This is a genomic window from Caulobacter sp. 1776 (genome assembly GCF_040545685.1).
GTDB lineage: Bacteria > Pseudomonadota > Alphaproteobacteria > Caulobacterales > Caulobacteraceae > Caulobacter.
Map to the genome: position 1 here is coordinate 387,758 of NZ_JBEPMI010000004.1, position 20,087 is coordinate 407,844.

General features: G+C 67.6%; 20 protein-coding genes. 15 read left to right on the plus strand and 5 right to left on the minus strand.

The window, feature by feature from the left end:
- Window positions 1–176 precede the first annotated feature (176 nt).
- The 7 genes from lptC to spt all read left to right on the plus strand — a co-directional run bounded on the left by lptC (window position 177) and on the right by spt (window position 7,482).
- Window positions 177–809, plus strand: coding sequence for an LPS export ABC transporter periplasmic protein LptC (gene lptC / locus ABIC66_RS13235; protein WP_354070746.1), 633 nt, complete (start codon window positions 177–179; stop codon window positions 807–809).
- Between the two features lies 1 nt (window position 810).
- Window positions 811–1,938: a CDP-glycerol glycerophosphotransferase family protein gene (locus ABIC66_RS13240; protein WP_354070747.1), complete on the plus strand. Its 1,128-nt coding sequence runs from the start codon at window positions 811–813 to the stop codon at window positions 1,936–1,938.
- Window positions 1,935–3,317: a lipopolysaccharide biosynthesis protein gene (locus ABIC66_RS13245; RefSeq protein ID WP_502910345.1), complete on the plus strand. Its 1,383-nt coding sequence runs from the start codon at window positions 1,935–1,937 to the stop codon at window positions 3,315–3,317. The genes ABIC66_RS13240 and ABIC66_RS13245 overlap by 4 nt, the downstream gene beginning before the upstream one ends.
- Entirely contained in the window at window positions 3,280–4,998 is a 1,719-nt protein-coding gene (locus ABIC66_RS13250; RefSeq protein ID WP_354070748.1) for a fatty acyl-AMP ligase, read from the plus strand. Before ABIC66_RS13245 ends, ABIC66_RS13250 begins: the two co-directional genes overlap by 38 nt.
- The gene (gene cerR / locus ABIC66_RS13255) at window positions 4,973–5,935 is read left to right on the plus strand and encodes a ceramide reductase (RefSeq protein ID WP_502910350.1); all 963 of its coding nucleotides are present in this window, start codon (window positions 4,973–4,975) and stop codon (window positions 5,933–5,935) included. Before ABIC66_RS13250 ends, cerR begins: the two co-directional genes overlap by 26 nt.
- Before the next feature lie 77 nt (window positions 5,936–6,012).
- Window positions 6,013–6,264 (plus strand): acyl carrier protein, encoded by a 252-nt coding sequence (locus ABIC66_RS13260; RefSeq protein WP_013079816.1) that lies wholly within the window; start codon window positions 6,013–6,015, stop codon window positions 6,262–6,264.
- A 3-nt stretch (window positions 6,265–6,267) separates the two neighbouring features.
- A complete protein-coding gene (spt, locus tag ABIC66_RS13265; RefSeq protein WP_354070750.1) occupies window positions 6,268–7,482 on the plus strand; it encodes a serine palmitoyltransferase in 1,215 nt (404 codons plus the stop codon).
- 73 nt (window positions 7,483–7,555) lie between these two features.
- On the opposite strand, the gene ABIC66_RS13270 is transcribed toward spt, so the two are convergent.
- Genes ABIC66_RS13270 through ABIC66_RS13280 form a run of 3 tightly spaced genes read right to left on the minus strand, consistent with a single transcriptional unit; the run spans window position 7,556 to window position 10,403 of the window.
- Window positions 7,556–8,437, minus strand: coding sequence for a hypothetical protein (locus ABIC66_RS13270; RefSeq protein ID WP_354070751.1), 882 nt, complete (start codon window positions 8,435–8,437; stop codon window positions 7,556–7,558).
- Entirely contained in the window at window positions 8,434–9,426 is a 993-nt protein-coding gene (locus tag ABIC66_RS13275) for a diacylglycerol/lipid kinase family protein (protein ID WP_502910346.1), read from the minus strand. The genes ABIC66_RS13270 and ABIC66_RS13275 overlap by 4 nt, the downstream gene beginning before the upstream one ends.
- Window positions 9,345–10,403, minus strand: a complete 1,059-nt coding sequence (locus tag ABIC66_RS13280) for a CDP-alcohol phosphatidyltransferase family protein (RefSeq protein WP_502910351.1) — start codon at window positions 10,401–10,403, stop codon at window positions 9,345–9,347. Before ABIC66_RS13280 ends, ABIC66_RS13275 begins: the two co-directional genes overlap by 82 nt.
- Window positions 10,404–10,549: 146 nt before the next feature.
- On the opposite strand from ABIC66_RS13280, the gene ABIC66_RS13285 reads away from it, so the two are divergent.
- On the plus strand, window positions 10,550–11,449 hold the full coding sequence (locus ABIC66_RS13285) for a metallophosphoesterase family protein (protein ID WP_354070754.1): 900 nt from the start codon (window positions 10,550–10,552) through the stop codon (window positions 11,447–11,449).
- Here ABIC66_RS13285 and ABIC66_RS13290 read toward each other — a convergent pair.
- The gene (locus ABIC66_RS13290) at window positions 11,446–11,976 is read right to left on the minus strand and encodes a DUF2141 domain-containing protein (protein WP_354070755.1); all 531 of its coding nucleotides are present in this window, start codon (window positions 11,974–11,976) and stop codon (window positions 11,446–11,448) included. The genes ABIC66_RS13285 and ABIC66_RS13290 overlap by 4 nt on opposite strands.
- 143 nt (window positions 11,977–12,119) lie before the next feature.
- On the opposite strand from ABIC66_RS13290, the gene ABIC66_RS13295 reads away from it, so the two are divergent.
- The 5 genes from ABIC66_RS13295 to ABIC66_RS13315 are packed head-to-tail and all read left to right on the plus strand — an operon-like array spanning window position 12,120 to window position 16,744.
- Entirely contained in the window at window positions 12,120–12,557 is a 438-nt protein-coding gene (locus ABIC66_RS13295; protein WP_354070756.1) for an HIT family protein, read from the plus strand.
- Window positions 12,554–13,774, plus strand: coding sequence for an LptF/LptG family permease (locus ABIC66_RS13300; RefSeq protein ID WP_354070757.1), 1,221 nt, complete (start codon window positions 12,554–12,556; stop codon window positions 13,772–13,774). Before ABIC66_RS13295 ends, ABIC66_RS13300 begins: the two co-directional genes overlap by 4 nt.
- Window positions 13,771–14,835 carry an LptF/LptG family permease gene (locus ABIC66_RS13305; RefSeq protein ID WP_354070758.1) on the plus strand — a complete coding sequence of 355 codons (1,065 nt, stop codon included), beginning with the start codon at window positions 13,771–13,773 and terminating at the stop codon, window positions 14,833–14,835. Before ABIC66_RS13300 ends, ABIC66_RS13305 begins: the two co-directional genes overlap by 4 nt.
- Window positions 14,835–15,989, plus strand: coding sequence for a ceramide synthase (gene bcerS / locus ABIC66_RS13310; protein ID WP_354070759.1), 1,155 nt, complete (start codon window positions 14,835–14,837; stop codon window positions 15,987–15,989). Before ABIC66_RS13305 ends, bcerS begins: the two co-directional genes overlap by 1 nt.
- Window positions 15,986–16,744 (plus strand): nucleotidyltransferase family protein, encoded by a 759-nt coding sequence (locus ABIC66_RS13315; RefSeq protein WP_354070760.1) that lies wholly within the window; start codon window positions 15,986–15,988, stop codon window positions 16,742–16,744. The genes bcerS and ABIC66_RS13315 overlap by 4 nt, the downstream gene beginning before the upstream one ends.
- Here the strand turns inward: ABIC66_RS13315 and ABIC66_RS13320 are convergent.
- Window positions 16,741–17,499, minus strand: coding sequence for a phosphocholine cytidylyltransferase family protein (locus tag ABIC66_RS13320; RefSeq protein WP_354070761.1), 759 nt, complete (start codon window positions 17,497–17,499; stop codon window positions 16,741–16,743). The two genes, ABIC66_RS13315 and ABIC66_RS13320, sit on opposite strands and share 4 nt — an antisense overlap.
- Window positions 17,500–17,943: 444 nt before the next feature.
- Between ABIC66_RS13320 and ABIC66_RS13325 the strand changes: the two genes are divergently transcribed.
- Entirely contained in the window at window positions 17,944–19,077 is a 1,134-nt protein-coding gene (locus tag ABIC66_RS13325) for a glycosyltransferase family 4 protein (protein WP_354070762.1), read from the plus strand.
- Window positions 19,074–20,075 (plus strand): flippase-like domain-containing protein, encoded by a 1,002-nt coding sequence (locus tag ABIC66_RS13330; RefSeq protein ID WP_354070763.1) that lies wholly within the window; start codon window positions 19,074–19,076, stop codon window positions 20,073–20,075. The genes ABIC66_RS13325 and ABIC66_RS13330 overlap by 4 nt, the downstream gene beginning before the upstream one ends.
- The last annotated feature ends 12 nt before the right edge of the window (window positions 20,076–20,087 follow it).

Below are 20,087 nucleotides of genomic sequence, written 5' to 3' on the forward strand. Positions count from 1 at the left end.
GACGCGGATCCTTACATGGCGCGCGCGCCAGGATCACGCGCTTCGCGCCGCCGGACAACCGCGCTTGACGAAGCGTCAGCGGTCACCATCTGCACGCCACTTCCCCGCGCCAGGACCGCGCACCTGAAAACAAAGGTCTTGGGCGAATGACAACGTGGGACTATCCATTCCCCCAAATGCTCACCCAGACCGATGGCGCTTCCGCCGTCCCCCCCACTGAAAGCGCCGCCGAACGGGCCCGCAATCGCCGGCGGAAACCGGTCCGCCGCTTACGCCTGGCCCTGGCCGTCTTCGCCATTGGCGTCGGCGTGGCCGTGGTCGGCCAGGCGTCGTGGCGCAGCTTCGCTTCGAACAAGCTCCAGACCCAGGCCGCCGCCACACCCCTGGTGCTGAACAAGCCGCGCTTCACCGGGGTGCTGAAGGATGGCCGAGCCTTCCTGATCACCGCCGACCACGCCGAGCGCGACCTCAAGGACGAGAACCTCGTCCGCCTGACCACCCCGATCCTGGTGCGCGGCTACGGCGCGCCCAATCCCAGCCAAGCCACCGCCAAGACCGGCCTCTATCGCGAGGCCGAGCACACCCTGTTGCTGGCCGACGACGTGAAGATCACCAGCAGCGAGGGCTACGCGTTCGACGCCCCGCGGGCGCTGATCGACATGCGGACGGGCGAGGTCAGTGGCGACGCCGGCATTGCCGGAACCGGGCCCAAGGGCAGCACCCAGGCCAACAGCTACAACGTCACCAACAAGGGCGACCGCGTCGTGCTGAAGGGTCGTGTCCACACCCGGCTGGAGCGCGGGCGCTGACGTGGCCGCCGCCAAACGCGTCTGCTTTCTCTACATCGCGCAACACCATCAGGTCTGGCACAGCCTGTCGGTGGCCGTCGCCATGGCCAGACGCTGGCCGACGATCAAGGTCGAGATCGCCGCGACCACACCCGAGCTGATCGACTATGTCGCCGGCCTGATCGCCGAATTGGGCGGCGCGCCGATCGAGCTTGTCCTGCTGCCGCCCGCCTGGCTGCGCCGCTTCGGCGGCGGCGGCGCGCCGCCCAAAGCGCCGATGCTGATCGCCAACGCCCGACGACTGGGACGCTACGACGCCGTCATCACGCCCGAGCGCACCACCGCCCTGCTGCGCCGCCTCGGCGTGCGCCACCCGTTGCTGGTCTACACCCAGCATGGCGCTGGCGACCGCGAAGGCCCGTTCGAGCCGCGCCTGAAGGTCTTCGACCTGGTCATGGCCGCCGGTCGCAAGCAGCGCGACCGCATGCTGCAGGAGGGCTGGGTCACCGAGGATACCTGCGCCATGGTCGGTTATCCCAAGTTCGACCTGGTCGACGATCTGCCCCAGCGCCCCGCCCCGCGCTTCGATCAGCCAGGGCCTGTGGTGCTGTACAACCCGCATTTCCACGCCGAGCTCGGCTCTTGGCCCAAGTGGGGCAGGCAGGTACTGGAGTTCTTCGCGGCTAACGAGCGCTACAACCTGATCTTCGCTCCGCATATCCGCCTGTTCGAGACCGCCTCGACCGAGGAACGCGCGGCGTTCAAGGTTTTCGCCGAACATCCCCGGATCCACGTCGATCTGGGCGGCCCGGCCGCGGCGGACATGACCTACACCAAGGCCGCCGACCTCTATCTCGGCGACGTATCAAGCCAGATCTACGAGTTTCTGCGCACGCCCAAGCCGTGCCTGTTCCTCAATTCCAGCGGCGCGTCCTGGTGCGGCGATCCCAGCTTCCACCACTGGCTGTTCGGCCCTGTGCTGGAGACCATCGACGGTCTGGGCGCCGGCCTGGACGAGGCCTTCGCCACGCACGAAAACTATCGCGAGACCCAGGTCTGGGGCATCGAAGAGACCTTCGACGTCAGCAACACGCCCGCTTCGGTGCGCGCGGCCCGCGCCATCGTCGACAAGCTGGAGCGCGCGGCATGACCGACGCCCGGCCTGCCCCCTCGATGTCGCCGCTCAGAAGGGTGCTGGCCAACGCCGGCGAGCTGCTCAGCGGCCGCGTGGTCAACGCCGTCGTAGGCCTGGCCTACATCGCCCTCACCGCCCGCAGCCTCGGCAAGGAAGCGATGGGCGTGGTCGTGCTGATCAACGCCTTCGCCCAGTTCCTGGGTGAGGTCGCGCACTTCCAATCCTGGCAGACCCTGATCACCTTCGGCGCCGGTCCGGCCCTCGACAACGACCGCGCACGGTTCCAGCAGGTGCTGCGTCTGTCGCTGTTGCTGGACCTGATCAGCGGCGTGCTGGGAACCGCGCTAGGTGTCCTAGGCAGCTTCCTGTTCTGGCAGACGCTGAAATGGCCGGCCGACATGAGTGGCTACGGCGCGCTCTACGCCCTGTCGATCGGAGTGATGACCTCGGCCACGGGCGTCGGCCTGCTGCGCCTGTTCGACCGCTTCCGTTTCCTGGCCGCCCAGCAGGCGGTCAGCTCGCTGGTCAGGATGATCGGCTGCGCGGTCTGCGCGGTGACCAATGCGCCGATCCAGTGGTTCCTGCTGGCTTGGGCGGCCGGGACCTTCGCCTCGTTCTTCTATATCGCCGCCATCGCGGCCTGGGATTTGAACAAGCGCGGCCTGCTGAAAGGCTTCACCATACTGGGTCCGACCAGCCAGGACCTTCCCGGCGTCTGGCGCTTCGCCATGGCGACCAACTTCTCCAGCACCGTCGACGTCGGCTTCACGCACGTGCTGACCCTGGTGGTCGGCGCCATGCTCGGCCCGGTTCAGGCGGCGTATTGGCGGATCGGCAAGCAGGTGGCCGACGGCATGGCCAAGCCCGCGCGCCTCATGGTGCCGGCCATGTATCCGGAACTGGCCAAGATGCGCGCCGCCGGCGGCCAGCAGGCCATGACCAAGCTGGCCGTGCAGATCGGCCTGATCGGCGGCGCCGCGGCCGGCGTGTTGCTGCTGGTCAGCCTGGTCGCCGGACGCTGGATCCTTGAGATCGTGATGGGCAAGGCGTATGGCGCGGCGGCCGGGGTCATGAACTGGCAAGTCGCGGCCGCCGCCATCGGGGTCATGACTCTTCCGCTGGAGCCGATGCTGGTCTCGATGCGCGCCGCGGGCGCGGCCCTGACCGTTCGCCTGGTGGTCGTGACCGCCTATCTCGCGGCCCTGGCGCCGCTGATCACGACGTTCGGCCTGACCGGCGCGGGCGCCGCTCTGGTTGCGGCCGCTTTGGCCATGGCCATTGGCATGTATTTCATGGCGCGCCGCAGGCTCGCCCGACTCGCGGCGGAAGATTCCTCCGCCCGCACCGACAAAGACGATGAAGGCCTTTCTTATGATCACCCCCACGGCGTCTGACCGCACCGTTCGGTTCGCCGACTTTCCGACCCTGACCGAGGCCCTCGACTTCGCCGCCACGGGCGAGACGGGGATCAACCTCTATTCGCTGCGCGGCGAACTGGTCGAAGCCCTGCCCTACGCCAAGCTGCGCGAGGACGCCCTGGTGCTGGCCCGCCGCCTGTTGGCGACTGGCGCCAAGGTCGGCGACAGCGTCGCCCTGCTGGCCGAGACCGACGGCGACTTCGTGCGCGCCTTCTTCGCCTGCCAGTATGCCGGCCTGCTGCCGGCGCCCCTGGCCCTGCCGACCCCGCTCGGCGGCCGCGAGGCCTATATCGAGCAGATCAAGACCCTCGCCGGTTCCGCCCAGGCCAAGATCCTGATCGGCCCGGTCGGCCTGAAGGACTGGGTGGCCGAGATCGGCGAGCGCGCGGGTCTAGCCTTCGCCGGCGTGCTGGCCGACCTGCCGCAGGACGGCGGCGCGGCCCTGCCGACCATCACGCCGGAAGATCCCTGCTACCTGCAGTTCTCGTCAGGCAGCACCCGCACGCCAACCGGCGTCCTGGTCCGCCACAAGGCGCTGATGGCCAACTGCGTGGCGATCACCCGCGACGGCTTGCAGGTGAAGCCGCAGGACCGCGCCATTTCATGGCTGCCGCTCTATCACGACATGGGGCTGATCGGCTTCCTGCTCTCGCCCCTCAGCTGCCAGATGTCGGTCGACCTGCTGCCCACCGGCGCGTTCGTCCGCCGCCCGCTGCTGTGGATCGATCTGATCGGCCGCAACAAGGCGACGATCGCCTATAGCCCGACGTTCGGCTACGAGCTTTGCGCCCGCCGCGTGCAAGGGCAGCCGCTGGACGCCTATAGCCTGGGCCACTGGCGCAGCGCCGGCTTGGGCGGCGACATGATCCGGATGCCCCCGCTGAAGGCCTTTGTCGAGGCGTTCGGCCCGGCCGGCTTCTCGGACAAGGCGTTCGTGGCCAGCTACGGCATGGCCGAGGCGACGCTGGCCCTGTCGATGGCTCCGCTGGGCAAGGGCCTGCGCGCCGAGACCCTGGACGTCGAACGCCTCGAGCGCGACGCCATCGCCGTCGACGCGCCAGAGGGCTCGGATCGGGCCCGCGACTTCGCCCGCTGCGGCCCCGCCCTGCCCGGACACTTCCTGGAAGTGCGTGGCGAGGACGGTCAGGTCCTGCCCGAGCGCGGCGTCGGCCGCATCTTCGCCAAGGGCCCCTCGGTGATGAGCGGCTACTTCGCCAATCCAGAAGAAAGCGCCCGCGTGCTATCGGCCGACGGCTGGCTGGACACCGGCGACATCGGCTTCGTGATCGAAGGCGAGATCGTCATCACCGGCCGCGCCAAGGATCTGATCATCCTCAACGGCCGCAATATCTGGCCGCAGGATCTGGAATGGACGGCCGATCACGAGATCGAGGGCCTGCGCAGCGGCGATGTCTGCGCTTTCGCGATTCCGGCCGAACCTGAGGACCAGATCGTGGTCCTGGTCCAGGCGCGCGGCGGCGACGCCAACAGCCGCGCGGCCCTGGTGGAGTCGGTCGCCACCCTGCTGCGCACCCGCCACGGGGTGGAGGCCAAGGTGAAGCTGGTCGGAGCCCATGCCCTGCCCCAGACCTCGTCGGGCAAGCTGAGCCGTTCGAAGGCCAAGACCGCCTATCTGGCCGGAACCTACGGTGACTAGGCCTGTCGTCGCCGTCACCGGAGCCACGGGCTTCCTGGGCCGCCATCTGGTCCGCGCCCTGGCCCAGGACGGCTGGACGCCCCGCGTCCTGGTGCGCCGCGATCCAGTCCACCCTTTCTGGCGCGACATCGAGGTCGAGGTCGTCGCCGGCGATTTGAGAACGTCGGGCGCGCTTGCGCGCCTATGCAAGGGCGCTGAGGTCGTTATCCACGTGGCGGGCCTGATCAAGGCCGCGTCGCTGGAAGGTTTTAGCGTCGTCAATCGTGACGGCGCGCGCGCCGCCGCCCTGGCCGCCAGGGCGGCCGGAGCCCGCTTCATCCTGGTCTCCAGCCTGGCGGCGCGTGAACCGCAACTCTCGAACTACGCCGCTAGCAAACGCGCCGGCGAGGATGCGGTCCTCGAAGCCTTTCCCGAGGCCCTGATCGTGAGGCCGCCGGCGATCTACGGCCCTGGCGACACCGAAACCTTGGGCCTTTTCGAACTCGCGGCCAAAAGTCCCGTCCTCCCGGTGCTGTCGCCGGACACGCGGATCGCGATGATTCACGTCCAGGACGCCGCGGCAAAGCTTGCAAGCTTTTGCAAAATGCCCGTTTCTGGCCGCGTCGAGCTATCGGATGTGCGGCGCGACGGTTACACTTGGGTGGAAATCATGAGCGCGGCGGGCGCCGTCATGGGGACAAAACCACGCCTCATAAGGCTTCCCGACGCCGGTATCCTAGCCGCTGGAGCCCTTGCGGATGCTTGGTCTTGGGCCACTCGCACCCCCGCCGTATTCGGTTTTGGCAAGGCCAGGGAGTTGCTTCACGCCAATTGGACCCTATCTAGCGCTCCGATGGCGGAGAGAGTACCCAGCGTGTTCGGCCTGATCGATGGGTTCTCACAGACCGTCGATTGGTATCGTTCAGAGGGTTGGCTACCCAAAAATATCGTCGCCTAGTTCAAATATGGCGGAAATCTGACAGACTCGCCGTTACAGTAGTGACACGGGTGGGGCTCCCGGAGGTTTGATTTAGAATGGAAACGGTGACGGATCTCAGCTTGCGCGAGATCGGGGTGGCGGCGAGCAAGGTTCTGGGGCGGCCCGTAGAGGTGCGTGCAGAGTCGCATATCGGCCGTGACCTCGCCGTGGATTCGCTGGCCCTCATGAATATCATCATGGAGCTCGAAGACACCTTCGACATCTCCATTCCTCTCGATCGCCTGGCCTCTGTCGAGACCGCTGGCGACCTTTCCAAACTGATCAATGATCTCCGGACTAGGGCTTAACTAATGGGGCTATTCGATAAGCACCTGGCCTATCGCGATGCGTACAAGGCCATCCAGCAAGCCGGCGCCGACCCGTTCAAGGTTCGCTTCGACGCCGTCGTCTCTCCGACCGAAGGCGTCGTCGAGGGTCGTCCGACGATCCTGCTGGGCACCAATAACTATCTGGGCTTGACCTTCGACCAGGAGGCGATCGCCGCCTCCGTGAAGGCCGTCCAGGAGCGCGGCACCGGCACGACCGGCTCGCGCATCGCCAACGGCAGCTTCGAGGCCCACGTCGAGCTCGAGACCGAACTGGCCAAGTTCTACGGCCGCAAGCACGCCATGGTCTTCACGACCGGCTACCAGGCCAATCTGGGCGTGCTGTCGACCCTGGTGGGTCGCGGCGACCACCTGATCCTCGACGCCGACAGCCACGCCTCGATCTACGACGGTTCGCGTCTCGGCCACGCCGAGGTCATTCGCTTCCGCCACAACGACCCTGAAGACCTGGCCAAGCGCCTGCGTCGCCTAGGCGATGCGCCGGGCGAGCGCCTGATTGTCGTCGAAGGCGTCTATTCGATGATCGGCGATGTCGCGCCGCTCAAGGAAATCGCCGCGATTAAGCGCGAGATGGGCGGCTATCTGCTCGTCGACGAAGCCCACTCGATGGGCGTGCTCGGCGCGACCGGACGCGGCCTCGCCGAAGCGGCCGGCGTGGAAGCGGACGTCGACTTCATCGTCGGCACCTTCTCTAAGAGCCTGGGCGCCATCGGCGGCTTCTGCGTCTCGGACATGGACGATTTCGACGTCATGCGCGTCGTCTGCCGTCCGTACATGTTCACCGCCTCGCTGCCGCCGGCCGTGGTCGCCTCGACCGTGACGGCGCTGCGCCGCATGATCGAGCAGCCCGAACTGCGCGACCGCCTGAACCACAACGCCAAGCGCCTGTACGACGGCCTGACCGCGTTGGGCTTCCACACTGGCCCGACGGCCAGCCCGGTGGTCGCCACGACCATGCCGGACCAGGAACGCGCCATCGCCATGTGGAACGGCCTGCTGCAGGCCGGCGTCTACCTGAACCTGGCCCTGCCGCCCGCCACGCCGGACAGCCGTCCGCTGCTGCGCGCCAGCGTCAGCGCCGCCCACACCAACGAACAGATCGACACCGTCCTGGCCACCTTCGCCGAAATCGGCGCGGCGCTCGGCGTCATCGAACCCCTAAAGCGCGCGCGCGCCTAAAATCCTCGCCGCGTTGAAACGAAGACGCCCGGGCTCGCGCCCGGGCGTTTTTGTTTGGCCGCTCGCCGAGAGATCAGGCCGTGCGTCGACGGTTCTTCCACACCTTCAGCAGCACCGCCGGCGCTGACAGGATCGGATGCCGCTCCCGCCAAGGCGTGACCTCGACCTCAACGCCCGTATGCCGCTGGATCTTCCAGGCCGCGTAACGCGCCGCGCCCTGGAAGGTGAAGGCCGCCTTCATCAGCCGCGCTACGTTCAGCGGCTTGCCAGCCAGCTTGCGCAGGCCCCAGGCCTTCCTCAACCGCGCCCGTTCAGCCTCGGCCATGGCCGAGCCCTCGTCGCGCCAGACGGCCTCCAGCACATGGTCATAGCGCCGCGGATCATAGGTCAGGATCGAGACCTCGCGGCCCGCCTTCTCCACCCGAAGCTCGGCCTGATAGGTCTCCTGGAACAGCGCCGTCCACAGGGCGTGCGGGTCGGCGCCGACCGGTCCCAGCGCCTGGGCGAAGCGGGCGGCCGTACGGCAGGCGTCGGTCACGGCGTCCATCACCGTCTCGCGCGCGCACTCCGCGGCCCAGATCAGGGCGCTTGGCTGCACGAAGCGCGCCCAGATGGTGGTGTCCGCCCCCGCTCCGCTGGCCGCGCGTTGGAACTGCGCCAGGGTCATGGAGGCGACCTTGGCCCGCAAGACCTGCCCCTGACGCTCCAGCTCGTGATAGCTGACGTCTGGCCAAAGGATGCGCGTGAAGAAGCCGCGCCAACCGGCCGGCGGCTTATCGGTCAGGACGTAGTAGTCCAGCACGCCGGACAGGTCCCCCGTCCGCAAGATCGAGCCGTAGAACAACACCCCCTGAGCGCCGGGAAAAATCGTCGTCAGGTGCTCGGCGAAGGCGGTGATGGGCGCGGGGGTCGGCGTGGAGAGCTCGGCCGCGACTAGGTCGCGAAGGCTGCTCATCCGACCAGGAACCTCAAGGCGGGTCCCAGGCCAATCGTCAGGTCACCGCCTTCATAGACCTCGCCGTCCAGCACGAACGGCGCGCCGCCGCCCAGGCTGACGACGCTGGGATCGCGGCGGCGATAGCCCATGCCTTCCAGCTGTGGTTCGGCCTTGCCGCTCAGGACCATGGGGACCGCCTTCAATAGGCGGCGCGGCGGGGCGTCGACGTCGAGCAGCTTCAACCCCTCGCGCGGGACGCCGAAGGGCTTGAGACCAAAGGGAAGCCGTTTCAGGGCTGTCGCCACCACGGCGAACCGCTCGTCGCCGGGCTGGGTCTGGCCATCGAGGGACAGCTTGGCCGGCACGCCTTCGCGCCATTCATCGCGCGCCCCGCCGAACAACGCGCCAAACGTCGCCGTCGCGATCGTCACGGCTACCGCGAAGTTGTGGAAGACCCCGACTCTGTGGGCCCGCTGCGCCAAGTTCGTGGCCTTTACGAGCGCTCCAACGCCGAAAAAGAAGCCTTGCAGGCACGGCCGGCCGTCGGCCCAGCTGACCCGCAGCGGCGGCCGCGATTTCATCGTCGGTTCGGCTCGTTGCGCCGCGATCAGCGCCTCTTCCAACCGCCAGTCTCTGGGGGTGCCTAGGTCCATGGCCAGGACATTGGTCTTGCCCGACGGCAGCACCGCGAGCACGGGCAGGTCTTCGCCGAAGGTATGGGGCAGCAGGCTGATAACGTCGCGAACCGTACCGTCCCCACCGTCGATAATCAGTAGATCGAGCCCATCACGAGCGAACTCTTCCAACGCGGTCTTCAACGCCTCCCGGCCAAACGGCTCGACCAAGCGCACGCCCTCGGGCGCGGGCCCCGGCGGTCGAACTTGGTTGCCGTGGCTCTTCGGATTGCGGACGACCCCGATACGCGTCATTTCGACAGCCATGACTGGATGGAGCCCTTCGGCGCGGCCAGCCCCTGCAGAATCTGGACGGCGTGCACCAGGAAGCACGCGGCGGTCCAGATAGCCACCAGGGTGAAGCCGACGTCCGGCCGCCCGACAAGGACGCAGGCGGTCATCAGAATCAGGTTCGGGTTCCGACGCGCCGTGATCAGGCGGAAGAAGCTGTCGAACGGCCGCCAGGCATGCATCTCCAGCTTGAACAGAGCCAGGAAGATCCCTTCCTCGACCCGTTGGGCGACATAGCCGCCGATGACGATGGCCAGGCTCAGGCCCGCATAGGGAATGGATTGCCCGATCGCGTAGACGCCGACGAACCAGGCCCACCACCAGAACGGCGGGTGGAGCAGGTCGATGCCGTGGTCGAAGACGTTGCCCCACTTGGACGAGGTCAAGGTAACCCGGGCCAGCTTGCCGTCGACGGTGTCGAGGAAGGTCATGATCCAGGCGCAGACCAGGCCCCAGCCGAACTGGCCGGTCCAGAACAGCCAGGTGGCCGCCAGGGTCAGCAGGAAGCCGACGAAGGTCACCTGGTTGGGCGTCATCTTGGCCAGGGCGCACCAGCGGGTGACGATCCGCGCTGGCGTTGGCCACACATACTTGGTCACGAGGTCGGTGACGCCCTTGTACGAGCCCTGAAACAGGCGCTTCTCGACGGCGCGCACGGTTTCCGGCGTCAGGCGCTCGAGCACTGGCGGCTCGCGCTTACGCAGCGCGCTGTTGTAGGCCGAGCCCAGTTCCAGCGCCGTCAAGCGGGTGAGGCGCGGATCCAGGGTCGAAGGATCCTGCCCCGCGACCAGCGCTTCGCTGGCGGCGTAGGCCAGATCGGCCGGCGCGTGCACGGCCACGGCGCGGCCAGTGTCGTCGACCAGCACTGCGCCCTCGCGGCCGGCCAGAGCCTTGATCAGCGATTCGTCGAACACCCAGCCGGCATCGACCGCCACCACCGCGTTGGACAGGTCGACGGCGGGCGTCTCGGCCAGACCCAAGCGGCGATAGATCCGCGACAGGCGCTCGCTGGAGCTCATGCCCCAGATGCGCCCGCCCGCCTCGCCGACGGTCAGGGCGCGCGGTCCGTTTTGCAATTCAGTGCCCAAAGACAGATATACCCCTTGTATCCCGAGCCGATTGATAAGCAGCTTCGGCTGCTTCGACCAGAACGACCCGAACCGTCTTGTCCATATACCGCATCGCGCACCTGTCCGACCCCCACTTGCCGCCGCCGCCCGGAGCGTTCGGCTGGAGGGACGTCTTCACCAAACGCCTCGTGAGCCGCATCGCCTGGCGCCGGAAGCACAAGGTGCATCGGCCCGAGGTGCTGGCGGCCCTGGTCGCCGATTTGAAGGCCGCCGCGCCCGATCATGTGGTGATCAGCGGCGACCTCACCAACTTTGCTTCGCATACGGAGATCGCCGCGGCGCGGGCTTGGCTCGAGACCCTGGGGGCCCCGGCGGACTTCACCGTCAGCCCCGGCAATCACGACGCCCTGGCCGGCTCGGGCGGGGCCGAACGGTTCGCGACCTGGACGCCCTGGCTAGGCGATCTCGGCGAGGCCAGTTTTCCGCAGGTGCGGGTGCGCGGTCCAGCGGCGATCTTCAATCTTTGCTCGGCCGTGCGGACCGCGCCGCATCTGGCCACGGGCCGTTTGGGCGAGGAGCAGCTTCAACGCCTGGACGCTCTGCTGGCCGACCCCGCCTACGCCGATCACTTTCGGATCGTGGTGCTGCACCACCCGCCGCAGAAGGGCGCGGTCGCCAGGCGCAAGGCGCTGGAGGACCAGGAGGCGCTTAGGGCCGTCCTGGCCAAGCGCGGCGCGGATCTCGTCCTGCATGGCCATGCCCACGAGGCCCTAGTCGGGTCGGTTCCAGGTCCCAACGGTTCGATGATCCCAGCGCTGGGCGTTTCGTCCGCCTCGGCCAAGCCTAGCGGCCATTCGCCTGCGCGCTGGCACGCAATCGAGATCGAGGCGCGGCCTGAAGGCGGCTATCACGCTCGGGTCGTGGCGCGAGGTATCGAGCCGGGGCGCGACGGCCTGACCGAACTCGGCCGCTATAGGCTCGCCGACGTCAGCTAGCGCGGATAGCGAACCTTGATGCGGATCGTGGTTTCGCCCACCGGCTTCACGCCGAAGCGTACGGCGTCGAACGACGGCGTGCCAAACTTGGTCGGGGCGTCGTTCGAGAAGCCGTAGCCTTCCGTCGGCATGCCGTCGGGGCTGCGGTCCAGTTCCTTGTCGCCATTGGCGTCATGAAACACGAACACCGCATAGGCGTCGGTGGCCGAGGGCAGGAAGAAGCACGCCTGGCTCATCGGCGCCGAGGTCTTGACCCGCTGACGGCCAAGCTTGCCGCGCGGCGCCATGAACCGGCTGGGATCACCGGGATAAACCGTGATCACTACCTCACCGGCATTCGAGCGCAGGGCGCCGACCTGCACGTTCAATCGGGTCGCGGTCTTGCGGCCGACGCATTCCTTGTCGGTCAGCGAGCGCGCCGCGCTCGCGGGAGCGACCGGCGCGCGAGCACCGCCCTGGGCGTAGCCGATTCCGGCCGTCGCGAGCGTCGCGAACATCGCGCCGACGAGAACGGATCGTACTTCCATGTAAAAGGCCGCATCCCTATTGTTACGCACAGAGCGCGCTAAGGCGCGCTCCAAACTTTTGAATCTGGAATCTGTTGGTTTGGAGGATTTCATCCAAACCAACAGATTCCGGGCCGACATCAGCCCGAAGTTCCGGCTTTCTCATGACCAATCCAACCGCCCTGGCGTTCGGCTATCCCGGTTCCAAGATCGCGGAGACAGATCACTGGTTGATTCTCGTCCGTCCTAAGCAACCGACATTTGGGTCTTTGGTCCTGGTGTGCAAGGAAGCTGTCCAGGCGTTCTCGGAAGTGAGTCCCGCCGCCTTCGCCGACCTCCAAGTCGCGGTGGCCGGGATTGAGCGCCTTCTGAAGGCGGAAGTCGACTACGAGAAGATCAACTACCTGATGCTGATGATGGTCGACAAAGACGTCCACTTCCATGTGCTGCCCCGCTATGCCGGGATTCGCGAGCACGGGGGTCAGGCATTCCCGGACGCCGGCTGGCCCGCCGCGCCCGCCCTGGGCGCCGCCGTGGAGCTCTCGGCCGAGGGCGTCGAGGCGCTCGCCAAGCGCTTCGCTCAAGCCTGGGTTCAGGCGTGAGCGCCAAGGACCTGCAAGCAGGCGGTCTTCGCCTGATCGACCGCTACCTCCTGCGTCTGCTGGTCTGGCCGCTGGTCGGCTGCCTGGGCGTCACTGTCGTGGCCCTTCTGCTGGAGCGCATCCTGCGCCTGCTGGACGCATTGTCCCAGAGCAGCGCTCGCTTTGGCTACGTCTCGCAGTTGGCCGTCAATCTGGTGCCGCACTATCTGGGCCTGGCTCTGCCGGTCGCCTTCTTCGTGGCGCTGTTCATCGTCATCGTGAAGCTGTCCGACGGCTCGGAGATCGACGCGTTGCTGGCCAGCGGCCAGTCGCTGGAGCGTATCGCCGCCCCGTTCCTGCTCGTCGGCCTGTTCCTGGCTGTCTTCAGCCTGGGCGTCTTCGGCTACATGCAGCCCTACAGCCGTTACACCTACCGAGCGGTCATGCACGCGGCGATCAACGCCGGTTGGAACGGACGCCTAGCAGGCGGGGCCTTCATCGACGACAAAGGCTCGTTGCTGACCGCCGACAGCGCCGACATGGCTGGCCAGCGCCTGACGCGGGTGTTTATCCGTCGCCTGGACGCGCGCGGCCAGGAAGAGATCATCACCGCCGCCTCGGCCGACCTGAAGATGGACCCGGATGGCAAGACCATCACGATGGACCTGCGCGAAGGGCGCCGCATCGGCCATGACGCCACCGGCGCCTATCGCAACTTGGCTTTCAGCAGCCTGACCACCCAGACGCCTCTGGCGGCGGCGGCGGCGCTGCTGCGCGATCGCGGCGGCGACGAACGCGAGTTGACCATGGGCGAACTAGTGAAACAGGCGAAGTCGCCTCACCCGGTCGTCCCCAAAGCCACACTGATGAGCGAATTCTACGGGCGGCTGGCGCGCGCGGCCTTCCTGCCGTTCCTGCCGATGCTGGCCTTCCCGTTGGGCTTGGCGTCGAAGCGCGGCAACCGCGCGCCGGGCCTAGTCATAGCCGGGGTTCTGCTCCTGGCCTTCCAACACGCCCTGCTGCTGGGCCAGAGCATGGCTTCGTCCGGCAAGATCCCCCCCTTCCCGGCGATCTGGGTCCCGTTCGGCATCTTCGCGGGCCTGGGCCTGTGGCTATTCATCGGCAGCCGCACGCGCCCCGGCGACACGCCGGTCTCGCGCACGGTCCGTCGCATCAACAACCTGGTCGCGCGCCTTGTCCGCGCCCTGCCCCTCCCGAAGAAGCGACAAGCGGCATGATTCTGCAGCTCCACGTCCTGCGGACCGTCGCCACCCGCATCCTCGGCGCGGCCCTGATCCTGATGTCCATCCTGCAGATCCTGGACCTGTTGGACGTCACCAACGACATCCTCGACCGCGGCCTGGGCGTCGCCGGCGTGGCGTTCTACGCCGCCCTGCGCCTGCCGCGCCTGTTCGAGCAGGTCGCGCCGATCGCGGTGCTGGCCGGCGGTCTGTTCGCCTTCTCGCAGTTGGCCCGTGAAAGCGCCGTCGTCGCCATGCGCGCTAGCGGCGTGTCGGGCTATCGCATCGTCGGCATGGCCGTCCCCGCCGCGGTCGCGGTGATGCTTCTGGACGTCCTGTGTGGCCAAGTGTTAGCTCCGCGCGCCGATCCGGCCCTGGCCGACTGGTGGAAGAACACTACGCCGGTCGCCGAGCGAAAGGTCCCCGCCCCCCGCACCTTCCGCGCCGGCGCCGACTTGGTGATGGCCGCCGGCGCCTCGGCCGACGGTCGCGACATCAACGGCGTCACCGTCTTCCGTCGCGACGCCAAGGGCATACTGATCGAGAAGATCGAGGCGACGCGAGCTCACTACAAGGGCGGCGGCGCCTGGACGCTGGACCAGCCGCGGACCACCCGCTTCGCCGGCGACCTGGCCCAGACTTCGACGGCGACCACGACCACCTGGCCAACGGCGCTGCGGCCGCAGGACGTGCAGGGCCTGTTCGGCGACGACGCCGTGCCCACCGCGGCCTCGGCCCGTCGGGCCTTGGAAAATGGCGGCTCAGACCGTCCCGAGAGCTTTTACGCCACCCACCTGCAGGCGGCCTTCGCCGGTCCGTTCGTGTCCCTGGTCATGCTGTTGCTCAGCGCGCCGGTCGCCCTGGCCAACTTCCGCAGCGGCCAAGGCGCGGTGCTGCTGACGGCGGGCCTGGCGGCCGGCCTGTTCTTCCTGGTGGCCAACGGCATGCTGACCGCCCTCGGCGAATCCGGCTCCCTGTCCCCGTTCCTGGCCGTCTGGGCCGCTCCCGCGATCTTCGGCGCCCTCGCCGTCCGCACATTCCTGGCCCTGGAGGGGTGATGCCTTTCGACTCCACGAACGCCGACCTCTCGGTCATCCCGGTCAAGACCGCCGATGAACTGAAGCGGTTCATCGCCCTGCCCGCGCGCCTCAACGCCAAGGATCCGAACTGGATCACGCCTCTGACCATGGAGCGGATGGAGGCCCTGTCCCCGAAGACCAATCCGTTCTTCGAACATGCCGAGGTCCAGCTGTTCCTCGCCACGCGCGGCGGCCGCGACGTTGGCCGGATCAGCGCTCAGATCGATCAGCTGACCCCGCAGCCCGCGCCGGGCCGCCTTGACGGCCACTTCGGCATGATCGCCGGCGAGGACGACGCGGCGGTGTTCCAGATCCTGTTTCGCGCCGCCGAGGACTGGCTGCGCGCCCGCGGCCGCACCCACGTGGTCGGCCCATTCAACCTGTCGATCAACGAAGAGGTCGGCCTGCTGGTCTGGGGCTTCGACACCCCGCCGATGATCCTGATGGGCCACGACCCGGCCTATGCTGGCAAGCGCGTCGAGGAACAGGGCTACGTGAAAGCTCAGGACGTCTTCGCCTACCGGGCCGACGAGACCGGCGACATCCCCGAGATCGCCCAGCGCCGGGTCAAGCGCGGCCTGCCCGCCGGTGTCGTCCTGCGCCAACTGGACATGAAACGCTATGACGAGGAGGTCCAGACGTTGACGGACATCCTCAATGACGCCTGGAAAGACAATTGGGGCTTCACCCCGACCACCGAGGCCGAGACCGCCCAGCTGGGCAAGGCGCTCAAGCAGGTGATCGACAAGCGCCTGATCTGGTTCGCCGAAATCGACGGCGAGGCGGCCGGCGTCGTGGTCTTCCTGCCCAACGTCAACGAGGCCATCGCCGACCTGAAGGGCAAGCTTCTGCCGTTCGGCTGGGCCAAGCTGCTGTGGCGACTGAAGGTCAAGGGCGTGAAGTCCGCGCGCATCCCGCTGATGGGGGTGAAGCGCAAGTTCTCATCCACCCAGCGCGGCCGTATGCTGCCGTTCTGGATGATGAAGGCCAGCCGCGATATGGCGATGAGCCTGGGCTACAACCGCTACGAGATTTCGTGGGTGCTGGAAGCTAACAAGGCCATGACCCACATCGCCGAGAACGTCGGCGGCACGCACTACAAGACCTATCGGATCTACGAGAAGGCTCTGTGATCAGCCCCTTCAAGGCGCTGATCCTGGCTGGCTCGCGCGGCGGCGAGATCGATCCGGCCGCAGCCTATGCCGGCGTCGCCCATAAGGGTCTGATCGTGCTGCAGGGCCAGACTCTGCTGGCCCGCGTGCTGGGCGCCGTCGAAGCGGCCGGCGCGGCCACGATCGGGGTCTCGGCCAATGACGAGGCCATCCGCGCGGCTCTGGCCGACACGAGGGCGGTGATCTTGCCCACCGCCTCGGGGCCCAGCCAAAGCGTCGCAGACGGCGCCGGGACGCTGGGCTTTCCGCTGGTGGTGACCACTGTCGATCACGCTCTGCTCAAGCCCGAATGGATCACCCAGTTCCTCGCCGACATGCCCGACTGGGCCGACGTCGCCGTGCTGCTGGCCCCCGAGGCGCGCGTTCGAGAAGCCGCGCCAAAGACCAAGCGGACCTATCTGAAGTTTCAGGACGGCCGCTACTCGGGATGCAATCTCTTTTTGCTGCGCGACGAAAAGGCGATGGGCGTCGTCCAGCTCTGGCGCAAGGTCGAGGCGCTGCGCAAACAGCCCTGGAAGATCGCCGCGATGCTAGGGCCGAGCTTCCTGATCCGCTACGCGCTAGGTCTGCTGACCCTGGACCAGGCCGTGACGCGGCTGGGCAAGCTGGCCGGCGTCAAGGCCGCGGCGGTGCGGGCGCACGACGGCCTTGCCGCCGTGGACGTGGACAAGCCGTCCGACCTGGATCTTGTGAGAGAACTGATCGGCGAAGCCTAGGCCGAAACCGCTTCCTTCGCCGCCCAGGCCTCGGTCAGGGCGCGGTTGCCGACCAGGTCCTCCGGGAAGTCCATCTCGGCCCAGTCCAGGCCTTCGATCGAGCGCACGCGCACCACGTCGTGGTTCTGGGCGATCTCGTTGATCACGCTGAGATACCAGCGCTTCAGGCCTTCCGGCGTGCGCATGATCGCTTCCAGCGTGTTCACGAACAGCTCGGCGCCTTCGACGTCGAAACGCAGGAAGCCGATCGACTCGGCGTCATACTGGGTGATCGTCTTGCCGATGGCGCGCAGGGCGTCGCCGTCGGTCAGCACCTTCATATCGTCGGAATCGTACGAGCCCTTGCGATCGACCGTCACGGTGATCGGCGCCGACGGAGCGCTGATCAAACGCTCGGCGATGGCAGGCTCGAACAGGGTGTCGCCGTTGAGGATCATGAACGGCCCGCCGCGCATCTCCTCGCGCGCCAGCCAGCAGGTCGCGAGATTGTCGGTCAAGCTGTAGAACGGGTTGTAGAGCGTGCGGACGCTCATGCCCGGCAGGTTCAGGCGTGCGACTTCGGCCTCGACCAGATCGGCGCGGAAGCCGGTGACGACCACCGCCTCGGTGACACCCGCCTGATGCAGGTGGCGCAGCTGCCATTCCAGCACCGTGCGCCCGGCCAGCTCGACCAGGCACTTGGGTCGGTCGTCGGTCAGCGGCGACAGCCGCTTGCCCTGGCCGGCGCTGAGGATGAGGGTCTTGACCGGCTGCATGACGTTTCGAAATCTCGCTGGGTTCGGGGCGACTTCGCCCCGCTAGGAATCGTTGGACCGCGCGCCTGGCGGCCGCGAGCGCATAACTGAGCATGAACCCGCCTCTCGGCAAGGGCGCTCGGCCTGTCAAAGCCGGTCATGAGGTCGCGGCGCAAGCCCCCGCCGGCGCTTTTTCGAAAAACGCGGCCAAAGGGTGACGCCGAGACGTCCGGATGATCGATGCGACCCATGGTTCAGCTTCGGTTCAGCTTGACCTGAAGATTGTCCAATCTTCCACCGAGGCGCCCCTTCCGGAAACTGAACCATTCCACCATATGGCCATTGTCATACGGAGGATTTGGGCGGGGGCCTCGGACAGTAACCAACGGAGGCGTCGTGCAGCTCGCGGAAAGATTCGTTCGTCAGCTTGCTGAAGAAAAACCCGCCGCAGGCCTTCGCCTGGCGTTGTTCTCCGGCAATTACAACTACACGCGGGATGGCTCGAACCAAGCCCTGAACCGGCTGGCGGCCTACATGATCGCGGCCGGCGCCCAGGTGCGGGTCTACTCGCCGACGACCGACACCCCCGCCTTCGTACCGGCCGGTGATCTGGTCTCGGCGCCCTCGGTGGCGATCCCAGGGCGCGGCGAATATCGCCTGGCCCTGGGCCTGACGCGCGCCCTGCGCGCCGACCTCCAGCGCTTCCAGCCAACGGCCATCCACCTCTCCGCGCCCGACCTGCTGGGCGCCCAGGCCGGCCGTTGGGGTCGCAAGCAAGGCCTGCCCGTGGTGGCCAGCCTGCACACGCGGTTCGAGACCTATCTCTCCTACTACGGCCTTGACTGGCTGCGGCCGAGCGCCGAGCGCTATCTGGACAGCTTCTATCGCGGCTGTGACCGCGTGCTGGCTCCCAACGCCCCGATCGCCGATCTGCTCCGCGAACAGGGCTTGGGCGAACGCGTGCGGATCTGGGGCCGTGGCGTTGACCGTGAGCGGTTCTCGCCGGCCCGCCGCGACACCGCCTGGCGCCGGTCGCTGGGGATCGCCGACCACGAGATCGTCGTCGCCTTCCTGGGACGGTTGGTGATGGAGAAAGGTCTAGACGTTCTCTCCGAGACTATGATCCGCCTGCGGGGCTTACCGATCCGCCCGCTGATCATTGGCGAGGGTCCGGCGCGGGCGTTTCTTGAGGCCAAGCTGCCCGAGGCGATCTTCACCGGCCACCTGGACGGCGAGACCCTGGGGCGCGCGGTGTCCAGCGCCGACATCCTGTTCAATCCCAGCCAGACCGAGGCGTTCGGCAACGCTAGTTTGGAAGGCATGGCCGCGGGCTTGGCGGTGCTTTGCCCACGCGCGCCCAGCACCAGCGCCCTGATCAGCGGCGGCGAGGACGGCGTGCTGATCGAAGGCGCCGACGCCAAGGCCTATGCCGGCGCGATCCAGGGCCTGGTCGCCGAGCCGATGCGCCGTCTGCGCTTGGGCCGCGCCGCGCGAATCTCCAGCGCCCGCTACGACTGGAGCACGATCTGCGGATCGGTGCTCGACGTCTATCGCGAGCTGGGCGCCGCGCCCGAGCAGCGCGCGCGCTCGGCGGCATGACCACGGAGACGGGGGACAAGCCTTCGCCTTGGCGGGGCTGGCTACTGACGGTAGGGGTCGCCCTGTTGGCTCTGCTGCTGGCCACTCATGGCGCGGGCGCGGTGCGGGAGATCGTGCTGCAGGTCGGCTGGGAGGCGATCCTGGTCGTCGCCGCCCACCTGCCCGTCACCTTTCTGGCCACGGTCGGCTGGCAGGTCCTGCTGCCGCCCGATCGACGGCCGCCCCTCGGCTTCTTGTTCCGCGTCCGCCTGATCAAGGAGGCCGTCAACGCCCTCCTCCCCGTCGCCCAGGTCGGCGGCGACGTCGTGCGGGCCAAGCTGTCGGTCCGCGATGGCCTCACCCTTGCCGAAGCCACCGCCAGCTGTGTCGTCGACGTCCTGGCCGGCACGGTGGGTCTGGTGTTGTTTGTGCTGATCAGCCTGGTCGTGGCGATCCTGACGCTGCACGACCCGCGGCTGGCGCAGGCGGGCCTGACCCTAGTCGGCATCGTCGCCGCGATCGCCGGAGCCCTGTTGATCGCCCACAAGGCCGGTCTAGGCCGACGGCTGGGTCAATTTTCCCAGCGCTGGACCGCCATCGCCGGCCGCGTTGGCGAACTGGGCGAGGCCTTCCGGGGCATCGGCCGCCAGCGCGCCAACCTGTTCGCCTCCTGGGCATGGCACATGGCCGCCTGGATCGCCGGGGCGTTCGAGACCTATGTTTCCATGTGGGCCCTGGGCCTCAATCCGACCTTGATGCAGGCCCTGATCGTCGAAGGTCTGGCCCAGACGGCCAAGGTCGTCGGCTTCGCCATCCCCGGCGCCCTGGGCGTGCAGGAGGGCGGCTACCTGCTGCTGGGCGGAGCCCTGGGCCTGACGCCCGACCAAGCCCTGGCCCTGTCGCTGCTGCGCCGCCTGCGCGAGCTGACCTTGGGCGGAATCGGCCTGGTTCTCTGGCGCACCACGCGCGCGCCGACGACGATCGCTAAAGAATCCGACAGCGAAGCGGCGGTCGCCTGAGGCTTATCCGGC